This is a genomic window from Psychrosphaera haliotis, from assembly GCF_009728465.1.
Taxonomy (GTDB): Bacteria; Pseudomonadota; Gammaproteobacteria; order Enterobacterales; family Alteromonadaceae; genus Psychrosphaera; species Psychrosphaera haliotis.
Genome location: NZ_WOCD01000003.1, coordinates 1,006,436 through 1,024,101, shown reverse-complemented (window position 1 = coordinate 1,024,101; position 17,666 = coordinate 1,006,436). Strand labels below are relative to the sequence as shown.

At 40.8% G+C, this 17,666-nt stretch carries 15 protein-coding genes; 7 read left to right on the top strand and 8 right to left on the bottom strand.

The features are described 5' to 3' along the window. The first annotated feature begins 33 nt into the window (after positions 1 to 33). From GNP35_RS09505 to GNP35_RS09490, 4 genes are all read left to right on the top strand, one after another. Complete coding sequence (locus GNP35_RS09505) at positions 34 to 1,398, top strand: PQQ-binding-like beta-propeller repeat protein (RefSeq protein ID WP_155695860.1); 1,365 nt, start codon at positions 34 to 36, stop codon at positions 1,396 to 1,398. Between the two features lie 63 nt (positions 1,399 to 1,461). After that, positions 1,462 to 1,995, top strand: a complete 534-nt coding sequence (locus GNP35_RS09500) for a DUF7010 family protein (protein ID WP_155695859.1) — start codon at positions 1,462 to 1,464, stop codon at positions 1,993 to 1,995. Between the two features lie 156 nt (positions 1,996 to 2,151). Beyond that, on the top strand, positions 2,152 to 2,694 hold the full coding sequence (locus GNP35_RS09495) for a C40 family peptidase (RefSeq protein WP_155695858.1): 543 nt from the start codon (positions 2,152 to 2,154) through the stop codon (positions 2,692 to 2,694). A gap of 5 nt (positions 2,695 to 2,699) precedes the next feature. Then, a complete protein-coding gene (locus tag GNP35_RS09490) occupies positions 2,700 to 4,268 on the top strand; it encodes an FMN-binding glutamate synthase family protein (RefSeq protein WP_155695857.1) in 1,569 nt (522 codons plus the stop codon). A 77-nt stretch (positions 4,269 to 4,345) separates the two neighbouring features. Here the strand turns inward: GNP35_RS09490 and GNP35_RS09485 are convergent, their stop codons facing one another. Genes GNP35_RS09485 through GNP35_RS09470 form a run of 4 tightly spaced genes read right to left on the bottom strand, consistent with a single transcriptional unit; the run spans position 4,346 to position 6,628 of the window. Continuing rightward, positions 4,346 to 5,029 carry a GNA1162 family protein gene (locus GNP35_RS09485; protein ID WP_196492476.1) on the bottom strand — a complete coding sequence of 228 codons (684 nt, stop codon included), beginning with the start codon at positions 5,027 to 5,029 and terminating at the stop codon, positions 4,346 to 4,348. Further along, positions 5,026 to 5,373 carry a DUF4810 domain-containing protein gene (locus GNP35_RS09480; RefSeq protein WP_155695856.1) on the bottom strand — a complete coding sequence of 116 codons (348 nt, stop codon included), beginning with the start codon at positions 5,371 to 5,373 and terminating at the stop codon, positions 5,026 to 5,028. The genes GNP35_RS09485 and GNP35_RS09480 overlap by 4 nt, the downstream gene beginning before the upstream one ends. Continuing rightward, entirely contained in the window at positions 5,370 to 5,678 is a 309-nt protein-coding gene (locus GNP35_RS09475; RefSeq protein ID WP_155695855.1) for a hypothetical protein, read from the bottom strand. The genes GNP35_RS09480 and GNP35_RS09475 overlap by 4 nt, the downstream gene beginning before the upstream one ends. After that, entirely contained in the window at positions 5,675 to 6,628 is a 954-nt protein-coding gene (locus GNP35_RS09470) for a CsgG/HfaB family protein (protein WP_155695854.1), read from the bottom strand. The genes GNP35_RS09475 and GNP35_RS09470 overlap by 4 nt, the downstream gene beginning before the upstream one ends. A 375-nt stretch (positions 6,629 to 7,003) precedes the next feature. Here GNP35_RS09470 and GNP35_RS09465 point away from each other — a divergent pair, with 375 nt between their 5' ends. Beyond that, a complete protein-coding gene (locus tag GNP35_RS09465; RefSeq protein WP_196492475.1) occupies positions 7,004 to 7,672 on the top strand; it encodes a PEP-CTERM sorting domain-containing protein in 669 nt (222 codons plus the stop codon). 141 nt (positions 7,673 to 7,813) lie between these two features. On the opposite strand, the gene GNP35_RS09460 is transcribed toward GNP35_RS09465, so the two are convergent. Further along, positions 7,814 to 8,989, bottom strand: coding sequence for an iron-containing alcohol dehydrogenase (locus tag GNP35_RS09460; protein WP_155695852.1), 1,176 nt, complete (start codon positions 8,987 to 8,989; stop codon positions 7,814 to 7,816). Positions 8,990 to 9,223: 234 nt separating this feature from the next. Further along, positions 9,224 to 9,619, bottom strand: coding sequence for a universal stress protein (locus tag GNP35_RS09455; protein ID WP_155695851.1), 396 nt, complete (start codon positions 9,617 to 9,619; stop codon positions 9,224 to 9,226). 150 nt (positions 9,620 to 9,769) lie between these two features. On the opposite strand from GNP35_RS09455, the gene htpX reads away from it, so the two are divergent. Beyond that, complete coding sequence (gene htpX / locus GNP35_RS09450; RefSeq protein WP_155695850.1) at positions 9,770 to 10,666, top strand: protease HtpX; 897 nt, start codon at positions 9,770 to 9,772, stop codon at positions 10,664 to 10,666. Between the two features lie 82 nt (positions 10,667 to 10,748). On the opposite strand, the gene GNP35_RS09445 is transcribed toward htpX, so the two are convergent. Beyond that, entirely contained in the window at positions 10,749 to 14,015 is a 3,267-nt protein-coding gene (locus GNP35_RS09445; RefSeq protein ID WP_155695849.1) for a TonB-dependent receptor domain-containing protein, read from the bottom strand. 346 nt (positions 14,016 to 14,361) lie between these two features. Further along, positions 14,362 to 15,303: a 2OG-Fe(II) oxygenase family protein gene (locus tag GNP35_RS09440; protein ID WP_155695848.1), complete on the bottom strand. Its 942-nt coding sequence runs from the start codon at positions 15,301 to 15,303 to the stop codon at positions 14,362 to 14,364. 330 nt (positions 15,304 to 15,633) lie between these two features. Between GNP35_RS09440 and GNP35_RS09435 the strand changes: the two genes are divergently transcribed. Further along, entirely contained in the window at positions 15,634 to 17,613 is a 1,980-nt protein-coding gene (locus tag GNP35_RS09435) for a CocE/NonD family hydrolase (protein ID WP_155695847.1), read from the top strand. Positions 17,614 to 17,666: the final 53 nt, after the last annotated feature.

Below are 17,666 nucleotides of genomic sequence, written 5' to 3'. Positions count from 1 at the left end.
AACCTAAGAATACTAACGTAAGGATACACCCCAATGAATAATTATCTCAAATTAGCGCAAGTTCTGTTGTTTAGTACTGTGGTTGCGGCCTGTGGCGGCGGGGGTGATTCATCAAGTTCTGGCAGTGAGTCGGGAGGCAGCACAGGTGGCTCGGGTGGTAATTCAGGTGGAAGCTCTGGCGGTTCAAGTTCTCGATTAGTTTGGGATGCAGCGCTACCCACTACTAGTTTTGCCTATTACTCGTCTCCTGCGTTAAGTGCAGACGAGCAGACGATTTATGTAGGCACTGCAAAAAATGTTAGAAATGCATCAGCGGGTAACGACGTTATGGCCGCATACGACCGAAATGGCAATGTTAAGTGGCAGTACACCTTGCCTAATGCTGAAGAAGTTCGCTCCAGCCCAGTGGTGCACAAAGGCAATATTTATTTTACCGTTGATAAGCGCACTGCCGAATTCAATAAAAGCTATCGTGACTTAGTGGCGCTAAGCAGCACAGGAAATGAAATTTGGCGAAAACGCGTATCGGAATACGGAAGCCAAACTGGTTCAGGTTTAACTAAAGTGGTGGCCACGGGCGATCAAATTATTTATACAGGTTTGGACGTTTTAGTTTTTAACGCGGATTCGGGCGATAAACTATTCGAACGTTTATGTAACTGTAGTGGCCGTCAAGACCGTTTTGTTAACGGTGCGTTAAATAACAATGGTGAGCTGGTTTATTACGACGAAGGTAGATTACTTAAGTTAAACTTAACCACTTATGAAGTCTCTGGAGAGTTTGATGATATTGATACTTTTCAGGGCGATTTAGTATTGTCTTCACCTGCCGTTGATTCCAACAATAATGTTTATTTAGGCTCTGAAGCTGGTATTTTATATGCGTTTAATGACAACTTAGAGTTGTTATGGGACTTTAGGTTAACATCGCCAAACGTCATTGAACCGCCACATATTCGCTCGTCGGTAGCAATTGATGAATCAAGAGAAACACTATACTTTGGTACAAAGAGCAACGAAAACAGTGAGTTTTATGCGCTAGACATGAACGACCAAAGTGTAAAATGGAAAGTGTCTATCCCTGGTGATGTATATGTTTCACCAACTATTGGCGACAACGGCAATATCTACTTTGCATCAGAAACTGACTTGCTTTATGCCTACACTCCAACCGGAACACTAGCGTGGCAATATGACCTAAAAGTGAATGTCACTTGGTCGTCACCGGTTATCGACAGCTCTGGTATTTTGTATATTGGTGGTTTGTCGGAAGCTGATTTATCGTCATCGAGTGCCACGGGTAAAGTGTTTGCTATTCAAACCGATAGCACCGGCTTAATGACAAACACGTGGGCTAAAATCCATCGTGATAATCAAAATACCGGTGTGGCTAAGTAAACTTTATAGCCTAAACAAATCATGATCTTAAGTAGGTCGTGAATATAAATAAAAGGAAGTTAAATGCAGTTTTCTGACGCACAAAAAAATATGGATAACGCTTATTTTGGCGGTGCTCCAGGCGTATTAATTTCAGGCTTAGTTTGGATTACCGCTGGACTTGTCGGTGTTTTCCATTCTGCGCAGTTCAGTATGTTAGCGCTTTTTTTTGGCGGTATGATAATACACCCTATGTCGGTGTTAATCGCAAAAAAGCTGAACCGCTCAGGTGCCCATGACACAGACAACCCGCTAGGTAAGTTGGCATTAGAGAGTACAATAATTCTTTTTGTGGGTTTGTTTTTGGCTTTTTATGTGGCGAAGCTCAGCTTAATTTGGTTCTTTCCAATTATGCTATTGGCCATTGGTGTAAGGTATTTAGCATTCCAAACCCTATATGGAAACAAACTGTATTGGGCACTAGGCGGCTTACTGATGTTCGCCGGTATGTTGTGTATATTGCTGCGAGCACAGTTTGTTTATGGTGCATTTATAGGCGGAATAACAGAAGTTGTGTTTGCGGTATTACTTTTAAAACAGGCAAAAGCAAAAGACTAATCAAAGTCGATGCTTTGCCTGAATCTACCCTAGCGCTTTTGATTCCAGTAGGCGCTCGCATATAACCAATTAATTGCCACCTGTTTAAAATTTATGCTATTGGTAGTCATTGTAAATGAAAAGGATTTAACCGGACTTATTTAAGGACAACTATGCATGGGATTATTAACGTTAACAGAAGCCGAAAAGTGCGCCGTATTTGACTACAGCGCATTGGTACCAGGCGATATTTTAGTAAGTGACTTTAGTTTTGGACCTATCGATTATCAGCATTGGTCACTAGTATCCGATAGGCGTTGTGAGCAGGGCATTTACATGCTGATTTCCGCTACAGAGCGCACCGGTACTGTATGTGAAGAGCCCGCCCATGAAGTTATTCAATGCGCAAATACCTACAAAGCCTTGCACAAGTCTCTGTGGCCTATTCCTAAAAGTATTGCCTTAGCGCGCAGCCATATTGGTAAATGGGATTATTCGGTCACCGAACGAAACTGTCAGCATTTTATCAACTTAGTCACGGGGTTAGGCTTAAGGTCTAGTCAGGTTTATGCCGGAATAACGTCTGGCCTTATTGGTGGCGTAGGCACGGCGCTGTTAAAAAAAGACGCTTCTTGGTTAGAGATTTTAAGTGTAACAGTAGCAGGTGTTGCCAGTGGCGTTGTGGCTTCAAAAGCTTTGCAACACAATAGAGAAGGGTAGTTTTAATGAGTACACGGATAACGGTTTTATTGTTTTTAGGCATCCTTATTGGTGGCGCGGTATACCTAGAGTTGTGGTGGTTGTGCGCCATGCTAGGTTTGCTTTTTGTCATTGCTATTGTCGATATAACTCAGCGCAAACATACGCTATTACGGAATTATCCGTTGTTGGGTCACATGCGCTATTTTATGGAATCAATTCGCCCTGAAATTCAGCAATACTTTGTTGAAACAAATATTAGCGGCAGACCCATTAACCGTGAATACCGAGAGCTTGTTTATCAACGTGCAAAACAAGAATCAGATACTCGTCCTTTTGGCACTCAGTTTGATGTTTATAAAACGGGATACGAATGGATTAGTCACTCATTAAATCCGGTTCACATGGAGAACAAACACCCTAGAATTAAGTTTGGAGGACCTGACTGCGCGCAGCCTTACCTAGCTTCTCCCCTTAATATTTCCGCGATGAGTTATGGTGCCTTGAGTAAAAATGCCATTATTGCTTTGAACAAAGGCGCAAAAGCCGGCGGGTTTGCGCACAATACTGGTGAAGGTGGTTTAAGTCCGTATCATTTGAAACATGGTGCTGATGTTATTTGGCAAATAGGTACTGGCTACTTTGGTTGCCGAACGTCAGAAGGCGGTTTTGATGCCGATGAGTTTGGAAAAAAATCACGTTTAGAAGTGGTTAAAATGATAGAGATTAAGCTATCGCAAGGGGCTAAACCGGGACATGGTGGCATTTTACCTGCGCAAAAGCTTACGGCTGAAATTGCTGAAATTAGAAGTGTGCCTATGGGGGCTGATGTTGTTTCTCCAGCGGCTCATTCGGCCTTTGATTCGCCAGTTGGGTTGTTAAATTTTGTAGAACAATTACGTGAGTTATCTGGCGGTAAACCAGTTGGTTTTAAGTTATGTATTGGCATGCCTCATGAGTTTTTATCTATTTGTAAGGCGATGTTAGAAACTGGGATTACACCGGACTTTATTACTGTTGATGGCTCAGAGGGTGGCACCGGGGCGGCGCCTGTTGAGTTCACTAATTCGGTAGGTATGCCACTGACCGAAGCTGTAGTTTTTGTGAATAATGCATTGGTAGGTGTTGGTGTTAGAGATAAAGTCAGGATCATTGCCTCTGCGAAGATCTTTTCAGCCTTTCATATTGCCAAAATTATGGCTTTAGGTGCAGATACTGTGAATTCAGCTCGAGGAATGATGCTGGCACTTGGCTGTATTCAGGCAAGAAGTTGCAACAACGATCAATGCCCAACGGGTATCGCCACACAAAACCCTGCACGATACAAATGGCTTGATAGCGATTTAAAAGGCGATCGGGTCTTTAATTTTCACAAAGCCACCATTCATAATTTATTGGAGCTATTAGGCGCTTGCGGTTTAAAAGAGATGACCGAGTTAAACCGAAGCCATATTAACCGACGCATCAGCGCAAATACAGTGACTACTTACGACAAAATATATCCTGAATATGCTAAAGATTGTTTGGTTGAAGAAGGGTCTTGTCCTGTAGAGCTGCAAACGGATTGGCACCGAGCCAATGCTAACGCGTGGTAAACGAAGAATTTAAATTGGAAACAAAAAGGCGCTACAAGAGCGCCTTAAAATTTGATACTAACGATCAACTTGCTAAATTATTTAGCTTTAAATCGATTAACGCTGGTTTGTGTTTGATCAGTATTATGTAACTTGTGATATTGACCTAGAGGTGCTGAACTTAAAGCCATGTAATTAACTCTTTTGGCAATAGGAACATAGTCAGTAGTTGCTGTGCTAACTGCAGTGGCAATAACATTTACTAATAAACCTGCTACGCCACCGCTACTATTGTCGTTACTAGACGTATCAACAATGAGGCTATCTTCGTAAAACCAAAGTTTTTCACCTGTTTTTGTACTATAAAGCTCGTACTTTAATGCAACTTCAACATTACCAGAAACCACATAATAATTAGTTTGCCATTTGTTAATAGATACAAACAAAACTGAATCTACGCCAAACTGCTCGCCAAATACGCTTGGATCTACGTTTTCCAATTGAGCGCCATCAAGAATACCTTCTTGTTGGAAAATGCTCTGTACCAACTCTAGTGGAGCAACATAATAACCGTGATAGGACAGTGGCTCAGCAAGAGTGGTTGTTAGGTAGTCTGCAGACTCTGGAGCTGTGGTATTGTTGATTGCTGGAACAACTAAAATAGATGCTGGTTGTTCGTTATACATTTTAGGAAATGCCTCTTCCTTACTAATGTAAGTAGATTCACAACCTACCAGAATGAATGCTAGAACAATCATTGACGCCGTTTTTATCATGCTCATTGTTGTGCCCCTACCATTTGAATCATTCTATCCATTAGCACTGCTGACTCAGGGTAAATACTTTTTTCTTTCTGAAAATAAATCAGCGCATCGGCCTTTTTACCTTCTTTAAGAAGCAAGGTCGCGTACTCTGCATTCACGCCAGGAGGCACTCTTAATCCATACTCTTGAGACTTATTAAACACGTCTTGAATACTTGCATAATGTTTAGCAAGTGTTTGACCACTAGGCTCAGATTTATACAAATATAAAGTGTCAGAATAGTCACCCCAGTAATACATGGTTGGTTTTGCAACACAGCCAGCAAGAACCAAAGCCATACCTGCGATTAATAACTTTTTCATGGTAGTGATATTTCTCGGTTGTCTTTATTTGATAAAAATAGAGTTCTGTTTAGTATTACTTTATCTGCTTCATAAACTTTAAAAAGTACATTCCCTAACGGTACTTGCACTCTTACTACGTTCATTTCAGACTCAGGAAAAGCAACCGGAGCGTTTTTATTGATGCTGTAAGTTTTGTTAACTAAGTTACCTTTTACCACTAAGTAAGCCGCTTCCTCAGCTTGTGAGGTTGTATTGATAACGGTACCACAAGCGGTCACTAAACCGAGTGATAAAGTTAATAGTATAGGTTTTAAGAATTTCATGATTTACCCTCTTCCATGATGTAGTAATTTTTAAGGTCTTTTGTATTCAAGTTATTACTTGTAAATGTTGCTAACGATATTTCGTTATCACCTTTACCTACTGTTTGAACAACAGTTAATTGACCTACTTTGGTACCTGGTAATTCAATCATTAGACCGTTCTGTGGGTTTTTAACTTTTTTACCACGTTTAAATATTTCAAAGTTATTACCCGCTTCTATACCTTGAGATTTACCGCCTGAGATAACAAGCATGTCATCTTGTTTATCAAGAATATAAGCTCTCCATGGCTTATCCATCAGGTTTTCAACAACGTCACTGATCATTTTAGAAATGGCAGCAGAAATAGCTTTGTCGTTAATGCTTGAGTCGTAACCTGCGCGGCCACCAACACCTAGAGTAGTGCTAGTCTCAACTTCTGCTTCGCCTGTACCTTCTTCAGAATACACAATTTGGCCATTGCTAGTATCAATTAAACGAACGTTAACGGTGGCTGTTGCAATCTGTTTATTAGTACGGCTGAATACGCCAACATCACTTTCGTTTTTGCGCCCAAATTCAGATACCGAACCAACGATCAAATAATCAGCTTTTACTTTGTCCATGGCTTCTGGTGAGAAACCTGACTCATCGATAAGCTTGTTATACTCTTGACGTTCAAGAAGAATGAACTTTCCAGTAGAGGCTAGGCGGCTCGATAAAATATCAGAAGCTTGTTTACCAATAACGTCGCCGTCTTTGTCAGTAAAAAAGAAGTTTTTACCTTGTTTTGTTTCATTGGTGAATCGAGAAACGGCAACAACACGTTTCAGTGTTTTTTCATTATTTACGAGTATAGGGCTCGTAGTTTGAACACTTGGTGATTCAACGGTTGGTGCTGGTGTTGACTGGCAACCCGCTAAAAAAAGTGCGGTAGCAACCATAGATATAGAAAGGGCTTTAGTTTTCATATTGTTCCTTATTTTCGGCGAGCTTTTGCTATGCCAAATTCCATGTCAATAAACAGAAGGTGCTCATTGACTACTTTTGAATAGAGTACGTTTAAATTTATTTTTTTAATACGACACACTGACAATAAAATAAGACAAAGGGTAAATAAAAACAAGTTGAAAGTAAGGTAAAAAAGCAGTAAATCTGCCTTGCACAATTATATATAGCTTTACTACTGTTTGAATTTTATACTTTTTTTGTAATAAAAATTTACAATTTTTAATTTAGTAGGTAATCTAGCTTTTAAATCTGTAGCTTTAACTTATTTGACTAAAGTTCTGGATTAAACGTTAAACAAATTTATGGATAAAGTTGCAAATTTAAAGGTAGCTATAATGAAAATAATATCGTCTCTACTTGCTCTTGTTTTACTGTTGTCTCCGGCGTTTGCAAAAGCAGGTCTAATAGACAATGACGACTTCACAACTGATGATATATCGGGTTTAGATTGGTTGGATTTGAGCTTCACAAAAAGATTAAGTTACAACGATGTTGAAGCTTCATTATTAAATGGTTCTCTAACAGGTTGGCGTTTTGCAACTAGCCTTGAGTTTGATGTATTGGTAGAAAACCATTTGGGTTTTGAGCCTGATAATTACTTTTCAGGACGTCAGTATGATGGCTTTGCTTCTCTTATAGGCTTGTTAGGTTCAACTTATTCTAAAGTTGAATCAGTGAACGGAGCGACTGAAACGTCTTACTACGCAGTAGCTTTTGTAGACAGTACTGGTTTTGATCTTGGTCAACCTCGACAGTTTGGGTATGGTCACTTAGGTGGTTACTTTAGACCGTCTTCTAACATCGCTTTTAAGCGTGATAAAGACTCTGGCGTTGGTTCTCATGCGTCACTATTAGTTAGAGACAATCCTGATTTTCAAAACGTATTGGTGACAAACCCACCGTCAGGTTCTACAGCTAGCGTTTCTGAACCTTCAAACTTAATGCTTCTGTCAGTTGCCTTAATAGGATTGCTAAGAATAAAGCGAAGACGTAAAACTTTTTAATATTCAGAACTAAGAGTAATTATGACTCGCTGTTAAATAATAAAAAAGGCGCACTAGGCGCCTTTTTTGATGGAAAATTGCTAATAGCAATTCTGACTAACTGTATAGAAGAGAGCTACACAGTTTTCTTAAATATTCAGCTTAAACACTAAGCTCTAGTATTTTTCTAGCTTTGGCTGGGTCAATGTCACCGTGTTCGCCAATAGCGGTCATGCCGTTTTTCTCTAAGTTTGCAATTAGCTTGTCTATTGCTACCTCAGTAGAGTCTCCATTTAAGTCATAGTCAGACATTTTGGTTTCAACACCCATATCTTCAAAGAAGTTAACAACCGCTTGAATTGTGTCATCAATAATATGTTCGCTGCCAACACCACCGGCGCCAGCTAAACCAAATACTCGTTGACCAAGTTGTGCAATTTTCTCTTTTTTAGATTCTGCTTGAACCTTCATTAGTGAAGGTAAAACAATTGCCAGTGTTTGAGCATGATCAAGACCATAAATAGCCGTTAGTTCATGACCAATCATGTGAGTTGCCCAATCTTGAGGCACACCTTTACCAATTAGACCATTTAGTGCCATTGTTGCCGACCACATTACATTTGCTCGAACGTCATAGTCTTCAGGGTTTTCAAGGGCTTTAGGACCTTCCACAATAAGAGTTTGTAAAATGCCTTCAGCAAAACGGTCTTGCAGAGGTGCATTTACTGGGTACGTTAAATACTGCTCAATAACATGAACAAAGGCGTCAACTGCACCATTGCTGATTTGTCTAGGTGGTAATGAGAACGTGAACTCAGGGTCTAATAGAGCAAACTGTGGTTGAACAGTTTCTGATGCGAACGCTAACTTTTGAGAAGTCTCTTTTTTAGTAACAACAGAGTTGCCGTTGCTTTCAGAGCCTGTTGCTGGAAGAGTAAGCACTGCACCTATTGGTAGTGGGTTTTCGAATGTTGCACCTTTCGCTAAAATATCCCAAGGCTCACCATCAAAGTTATGCGCTGCCGCTACAAATTTTGCGCCATCGATAACACTTCCGCCGCCTACGGCTAAAATAAAGTTAACCTCGTTAGTGCGAGCAACATCTACTGCCTTAATTAAGGTTTCATAAGATGGATTTGGCTCAACACCACTAAATTCAAAAACTTCTGCATCTTTAAGAGCGTTAACTACTTGGTCATAAATGCCGTTCTTTTTAATAGAACCGCCGCCATATAAAAATAGTACCTTTGCGTTAGCCGGTAATCTAGCAGGTACTTCAGATATTTGACCTTTGCCGAATAAAATTTCAGTTTGGTTCTTAAATGTAAAATTAAGCATCATGTTTCCTTTTAATTGAAGGAGAAAGAAATTGGTTACCGATAGATGGGGATGAAGTTTTTAATTTAAACCTTTTTATACGTAAAGGTACAAAAAATAAATGCAGCTTGTTTATTTATAAAGAGAGGCTAAGAAATTAATGGCACCAGAGTTGACATGGCGCCACAATTTACCTGACGGCACAATTTACCTGACGGCACAATTGACGTGGCGCCTCAATTTAGCTTAGCTACACTATATCTTAACTAAAAAGACGTCGCATTTTGCATAGTTAACAACACCGTTTGCTGTTGAGCCTATTAGGGCTTGAATTCCTTTTTTAGAGTGAGTGCCAATGACAATTAGGTCGGCTTCTTTTTTATCCGCAACTAAACAAATTTGCTCGTAAGGTTTACCCACTTTAATAGACACTTTTTTCTGAGAGATACCAAATGATTCCGTAATCTTGTCGATCAATGGTGCAGCTTCCTCTTCAAGTGTTTTTTGATAATCTTTAGGAAGTATTGAATATGGAATAACATGAGCAACATAGAGTTTTGCGTTGTATGCTTTGGCTAACCCACACGCTTTCTCTAACACTAATTTACCTTCGTCACTCGCTTCAATGGCGCATACAATCTTTTGATACATAAGACTCTCTGAAGAGTTATTAATCTGACTAATCGATAGTGAAAAGACAGAGTGATGTAAAGATTGTATTGAATATTATGTGTACAAGTAATATGTTCCAGATCAAACAAATCGTCATTACTTTAAAATTACATATTGTAGGAATTAATCATGTTTCGTATCGGACTGTTCATCATATCAAATATCGCTATTTTAGCGTTGTTAGGTATCACGTTTAGGCTACTTGGTTTAGAAGGGCTTTTAGCTGAAAATGGCGTTGATTTAAATTTACAGGCGCTATTAGTTTACGCTGCCGTATTGGGCTTTTCTGGCTCAATTATCTCTTTGTTAATTTCAAAGCCGATGGCAAAACGCTCTATGCGAGTAGAATTGATTAAAACCCCTCAGTCGCAACAAGAGCGTTGGTTAATTAGTACCGTTGAGCGCCAAGCAAAACAAATGAATATTGGTATGCCAGAAGTGGGAATTTTTCCTAGTAGAAGCCCAAATGCTTTTGCCACAGGTTGGAATCGTAATAATGCGTTAGTCGCAGTTAGCCAAGGCTTGCTAGAGCATATGACACAAGATGAGGTTGAAGCGGTGCTTGCCCATGAAGTTAGCCATGTAGCTAATGGCGATATGGTGACAATGACACTATTGCAAGGCGTAATGAATACTTTTGTGGTGTTTTTGTCACGAGTGATAGGTCATTTTGTTGACCGCGTTGTGTTTAAAGTTGAACGCGGACATGGCCCAGCATTTTGGATTGTATCGATTGTAGCTGAGCTTATTTTAGGTGTGTTGGCGATGATCATTACGATGTGGTTTTCTCGATACCGAGAGTTCAGGGCCGACGCTGGCGCAGCCTCCATTGTGGGCAAACACAAAATGATTGCCGCGCTAGAAAAGCTACAAATGGGAAATAAAGTTGCAGAAGCTAAAGTACCTGATGAAATTGCCGCATTTGCGATTAATGCAGGTCGAATACACGCTCTTTTTTCGAGTCATCCACCACTTGAAAAGCGTATTCAAGCGCTAAAAGAAAATGGCGCTAGAAGGGTTGATTAGTCATGATTTTACGTGGTTTTAATTTATTTTAGATAAAAAAAAACAGCGGCTTAAGCCGCTGTTTTTAATTCAAGAGTAGAATTTAGAATTTCTTGTTAAAACGAACGCTAAATCTACGACCTAATCTTTCATCAACACCGAAGTGACCGGCAGCAAATGCTATTCTTCCGTTCTCATCAGGTCTACGGTCAAGTAGGTTAGAGATGTTAACTTGCACAGATGCAGAGTCGTCAAAAGAATAACGAACACTTAAGTCATTAATGAAACGAGCATCAGATTCATTTGTGAAGTTACCAGTGTAAATTCCGTCATCATTTTGAGTGTAGTCAGACGCGTATAGTCTTTGTTCCAGTGAATCAATTTTCACTGAAGACTGCCAGCGTACACGGTGGCTAACTAACCAAGCTTCTTTAGTCCATGTTAAGTCAAGAGTACCTAACCAATCTGGGTCAGCAAAATCACCAACATCTTCTGTTACTTCTGAAGCCGCAGTTGCCTGGAATTCATTAGAAATGTTGTGTTGAGTGAATGCGTCAACTGATAAGTTACCAAACTCTGCTAAATCAAAGTCATAGAAAGCACGAATTGTCACAGACTCAAAAGTTGACAATGCAACGTTTGCTGGCTGCTCTTTAGCTGAAACAACTTGATTGTCTGCATCACGAACAAAAGAGCTACAAGCTGCTTCGTTAGGGAAGTCATTTGAATCAAAACAAGTCGCTGCTTGAGTTGGGAAATCTACGTCGCTGATTGAATCTTCGATTTCAAGGTTGTAGTAATCAACCGCTAATCTGAAGCCTTCAAGGAATTCAGGTGTGTACATTAAACCAAATGAGTGCGATTTGTTAGTTTCAGGTTCAAGCTCAGGGTTACCTGATGCAATACCACCAGAAATTGTACCGTCTTGGATACTTGATACGAACGTATCTGTATCAATACCAATAGCTTCACAGTTTGCTTTACGAACAGATGGATTTGGACCTAGGCCAACTGAACGGCTATCACATGGATCGGCACCAGAGATGAACGTTTGTGATGCAGGTAAGAATAACTCGTTGATAGACGGGTTACGGAACGCAGTCGCATATGTACCACGGAACGCTAAGTCGTTATAAACTTGCCATTTCATACTTGCTTGGTAAACGTCAGCGTCAGTTGTTTTGTCTTCAAAACCGCTAGGCGCTTGAGTATTAAACTCTTGGTAACGATACGCACCACTTACTTCAAATGACTGAACAAAAGGAATGTCCATATCTTCAGAGATTATTGGTGCAACCATTTCAAAGTAATACTCTTCAGTATCAAAACCACCTTTTACAGGACGGCTGATGCTGCTACGTGTAATAGGAACACGAAGACCAACAGATGGGTCGTAGTTACCTTTCTCTACACGACGTTCCATACCAACAACGAAGTCTAAGTAACCAGCTGGTAATTCTGCAATGTAGCTACCAATGTTGGCGCTAAATACTGTTTGACTATTGTCAGATGCAGCGATTTGAGTACCACCAGTGATGAAATCTAACGCTTCATCAGATGCAGTTTTACCAAATAGGCTTAAAGGAACACAACCATCTAGGAACGGTAAGTCTTCATCTACAAGACCAGAACCACGAGCTCGGTCATTGAAGCCTGTTAGTGTACCTGCTGCTAAATCTGCGTAAGCACCACAAATAGTATCGCCACGGTCAAAGTTTGCAGTGAAACCACCGTTAGAACCTTGTAGAGCTGCAAGCGCTGCATCTAGATCTGGTAAATCATCAGTTGCATCATCTGGGTTTTGTAAACGAACTTGTTCAAGTAATGCATCATCAACACGACGAGCGTCAACAGCATTCAAGAAACGACCATCTACGATACCTGATGTTTCAACTTGAATGTCAGAACGGCCATGCACTACAGAAACGTCCCAGTAGAACTCACGATCTAATGCGTCGAAAGCTCCTTCTAGTACGTTTGAAACACGCCATACTTGAGTTTCGTTAGAGTTTGCACCGTTACGCAATAAGTCATTGTTGAAACGGTGAACACCAAATGTTTTACCTTCTAAGCCTGCGCTACGAAGAGTTTGGCGTGCTTGAGTAGACAAGAATGGGTTATCAGTACGCAATGAGATTGCCGCTGAAGTACCACCAAAGAAAGAAGTTTGGAAACCACCTTGGTTTACAAGCTCTTCACCCTTTGTGTTTGCATAGATGAAGTCAGTCTTAAGAGAGATATCATCGGTAAGGTCATAGTTCAAAGACGCATACGTGTTAAAACGGCTAACTGGAGAGCGAATTTGGGAAACAGCATCAAAGAAGTCAGTACCACAAACGTCGCTACCTGAAGTCATGATAGTACGAGTATTAGGGGCACCAGGAGCACACTCTTCTAAGCTACCGTCTGGCGTAAAGCCATAGAACTTGCCATTAGGGAATGCACCAAGGCCGAAACCAGGAAGGAAACCACCGCCTGGCGTAACTGCGCCATTTTCAGTAAATAGTGCTAAACGAATTTCATCGCGAACTAAGCTTACAGACTGTTTGTCGTCAGCATCAACTACACCATCACCGTTAAGGTCATCTGCTTGTCCGTCACCATTAAGGTCAACGTATTCGCTTTGCGCGTTGTCAAAATCAGGGTTGTTGTTACATAAAAAGTCTTGGTCACACTCTAATAAACCGTCATCTTTAGTATATTCCATACCAAATGTGATGTTACCACGGTTGTCATCAAAGTTGCCGCCGCCTAATATGCTGAATTGACGGCTTGCTGCGTTACCATCTTCGTTGTCACCGTATTGACCAGTAACTTCTAAACCTTCGTAGTCATCTTTTAGAATGACGTTCACGGTTCCGGCAATTGCATCTGCACCATATGTTGCAGCACCTGTAAGAGGAACTGTTTCAATTCGCTCGATTAGTGCCGCAGGAATAACGTTTAAATCAACCTGAGAACCACCAGCAACTGCTGATTGAGACGTAACTAAACGACGACCATTAACTAGTGTTAATGTACGTTGGGTACCCAAGTCAAATAGGTTTACTTGGTTCTGACCAGCGTTAAAACCGTTCTGAGCACCAAGAGGAGATTGAGAGCCACCAAATAATGGTGATTGGTTAAGTAGATCAGCAGCGTTGGTAAAACCGCGAACTGTCATATCTTCAGCGCCAAACGTAAACACTGGCGTGTTTTGGTCTAACTCAGCTCGTCTGATACGAGAACCGGTAACTGTAATTTTTTCTATGCTTTCAAGTTGCTGGTCTGCTTTTTCAGGAGCTTCGTCTGCAGCTAACAGAGGAAGAGAGAAAACAGCTGCACCTGATAAGATAGAAGAGACTAATAAATGAATCTTTTTCTTTCTCATTATTGTTGTTCCAAATTATTATTGTTATTTATTATGATTTTGTTGTTAACAGCGACTTAATATACAGATGTATACTAGTAACTGTAATCTGACTGTAACAAATAAAATTCGGTTAAAAAAGAGCCTCTTGATGGTTTTGTCACAAATGTAAAGATTGTCTTTACATTTGTCCTCTGAGGGCCCCGTAAAATAAGGAACTTAAAAAGTGAGGTGAATTAATTTTTTGTAACTGGCTAAATAAAGACGAAATTTTTCTACGATTTTTTTTAGTAAACCGTTGTAAAGGATGCTGCCAAAGGCCTGTTGTACCTTAATTGGTAACACCAAGCCAATGATTATTAATGTCTTAAAATGGTGCGTGACCATCATAGTTACTTTCAGGCAGAGTCCATCTTTGTTTAGCTGCAGCCCCCAAGCCTGATTCAGAACTTGTTTCAAAAGCCGAATGTAGTTGAGAATGCTGCGGTATTCTTCCGCGATCACCATACAACCAAAGCACCATATTAGAACGCTCACCACTTGTTATAGGTTGGGCTGCGTGAGCAATATTGCCTTTGTGTAACATTGCCATACCAGGCTCAAAGGTTAGTCGGTTTACGTTGCCAGTCATTGGATCGTAAAAGTCCACTTCCGAACCTGTAAATTCTTCACCAGGCTTATTCATATTAATATTCAAGGTCGCCGCTGAAGCATCAGTATGAAGGCGCAATGACGTATCTACGCCAGCTTGATATTGAATTGAAAAACCAAATGTTTGAGTATCAAATCCAGTTACCTCCGGAAATAATAAACGTGCAATAGGGCGCATGTACTGATCCATGATTTCACGGTAAAACCTTTGGAATCCAGGCGCAGCAAGATAACCTTCCGAGCGCGGATCCAACATGGCACCGTGACGGTTTAAAACAATACCGTATGGCGGTCGTAATGGAATTTGTGCGTCAGCCACTTTTTCCAAGTATTCACGTAATGCAACTAGACCTTCTGGATCAAAAAACTGACATTGGTAAACACCTGGCGATACTTCTTCCCAAAGATCGTAAACCGCTGACTCTTTAGAAGGGTCTTGCCAAGCAGCCGCCACCGCTTCTCTCAGTTTGGGCGCAATAATGGCTTCGCCTAATTTTGATAGTTGTTCCTGATTAGTTTGTTCCCACTCGGCCCATGCGCCTTCAAAAAGAGCACGGTTGTTGTCCCAAAAATACTGAACCGACGGAGCTCGAACTAACATTTCTTCACGGCTTGGTCTGGCAAGCTCTTGTGCACGCTGTAATTGAGATTTAGACATAACGAGCTTAACTCCTGTGTAATTGATCATTCAAATAATGTGACGACAATTTATTACACCTCGTTATATTTATAAATGAGTGTTATAGCAAAACAGAATCAACTTTATATTGATAATGGTGCATGGTTTTAATATTCACTTTTAGCAGCTGTAAACAACCACTTTTGTATAACCACAGCTTTGGACGCTTAATTTTCAGCCGCATAATTTTGGCAATGGTCTCATATACATTGAGTTGTTTGTTTAAAAATAATACAAATGCCGTACATCTATAAAAACAATCTATAAAAACAGTCTGTGAATGCAGTCTAAGAATAATAAGGAATTAACATGCGAGACTTAGCAACTCGATTAGTTGCCTGCAGTTTACTATTTGTTAGTGTGATAGCGAATAATGCAGCGGCGAACAGTTTAGTAACCTCGAACTCCCTGGCAACAAGTGCGTTGGCAAGTACTTCAGCAACGGCGGCGCTAGCCACAGAAAAAGCAAATCCACGAGCGGACTTTATTCGTGCTAACTACACCAAGTATGAATATCAAATCCCAATGCGTGATGGCATTAAATTATTTACCTCGGTTTATATTCCAAACGACGACTCTCAGTCTTATCCAATGATGTTTCAACGCACGCCTTATCGCGTAGCGCCTTATGGCTCTGATAAGTATAAAAGGGCGTTAGGCCCAAGTGAGTCCTTTGAAAAAGACAAATTTATTTTTGTATTCCAAGATGTTCGCGGTAAGTACATGTCGGAAGGCGAATTTGTAAATATGCGTCCGCAAGATGCCTATAAACGAGGCAAAGGTGCCACTGATGACGCCACGGACACGTTTGACAGTATTGATTGGTTGGTGAAAAACATCCCGAACAATAACGGAAAAGTGGGAATGTGGGGAACGTCGTACCCTGGTTACTATACGTCGGTAGCTTCTATTAACAGTCATCCAGCGTTAAAGGCGATATCGCCACAAGCGCCAATTGCCGACTGGTTTTTTGATGACTTTCACCGAAATGGCGCCTTTGTAACGCCAATGGCGTTTATCTTTTTTGATAGCTTTGACCAAAAGCGAGAAAGCCCACAAGCGCATGGTGCGAAACGCATGGATTCAGTAACGCCAGACGGTTATCAATTTTTTAAAGAGTTAGGGCCACTTAGCAACGTTAATAAAAAGTACTTTAACGAAACGCGTCCGTTTTGGAATGAGTTAACTGAGCACCCTAATTACGACGACTACTGGAAAGCGCGCGATGTATTACAGCACTTAGGCAATACTAAACCAGCGACGTTAGTGGTGGGCGGTTGGTACGATACAGAAGATTTATATGGTCCGCTTTATACCTATCAAACGATGTCTGATAACAACAATAAAGATCATATTAAGCTAGTTATGGGGCCTTGGTATCACGGTCAGTGGAACAGTCGTTCTGGCGGTTCTAAGCTAGGCGAAGCCAACTTTGGTTTTGATACAAGTAAATGGTTTCAAGAGGAAATCCAGCTGCCATTTTTTAAAGAGCACTTAAAAGATAACGATAAGAACTCTAACAAGGGCAAAAACGCTAAGGCATCTAATATTGCGACTGCGACGATTTTTGAAACGGGCAGCAACCGCTGGAGAAAGTTTGATGTTTGGCCACCAAAAGAAGCTAAAGCACAAACACTATTTTTAAGCGGTAATGAATCTCTTAGTGCCACAAAAAATGACACGGGTGCCAGCGAGTACATTAGCGATCCTAATAAGCCAGTTCCTCATTCTGCAAAAATAAGCCGTGGTTGGGACCGCCCTTACATGGTTGAAGATCAGCGTTTTGCGGCGCGTCGCCCAGACGTTTTAGTATTTGAAACAGAAGTGCTTGATGATGACCTAACGTTAAGCGGTGCTATCGACCTAGATTTGTGGTTCTCAACAACGCAATCAGCCGCTGATATTGTGGTTAAGCTGGTGGATGTGAAACCGGGTAAAGACGAGACGAGTAATAGAGTTGATCGTGCAACGGGCAACCGTCATGAATTGGTTAGATGGGGCGTTATTCGTGGTCGTTTTAGAGACAGCATGAGCGATCCAAAGCCGTTTAAACCAAATACACCAACTCAGGTTAAGTTTGAACTATACGACGTGCTACACACCTTTAAACGCGGCCACAAACTGCAAATTCAAATACAAAGCAGCATGTTCCCGTTTATCGACATCAATCCTCAAAAATACGTAGACAACATTTTTGACGCCAAGGAAAGCGACTTTACTCGCGCATTCCATAAAATTTATCACACTAAAAAATACCCAAGTGCGATTAAGTTTAAAACATTGGATTAAAAACCTGCCGATGACAAGGTTTTGAATTAAACCTCTGGTCTTAAAAAACGCCG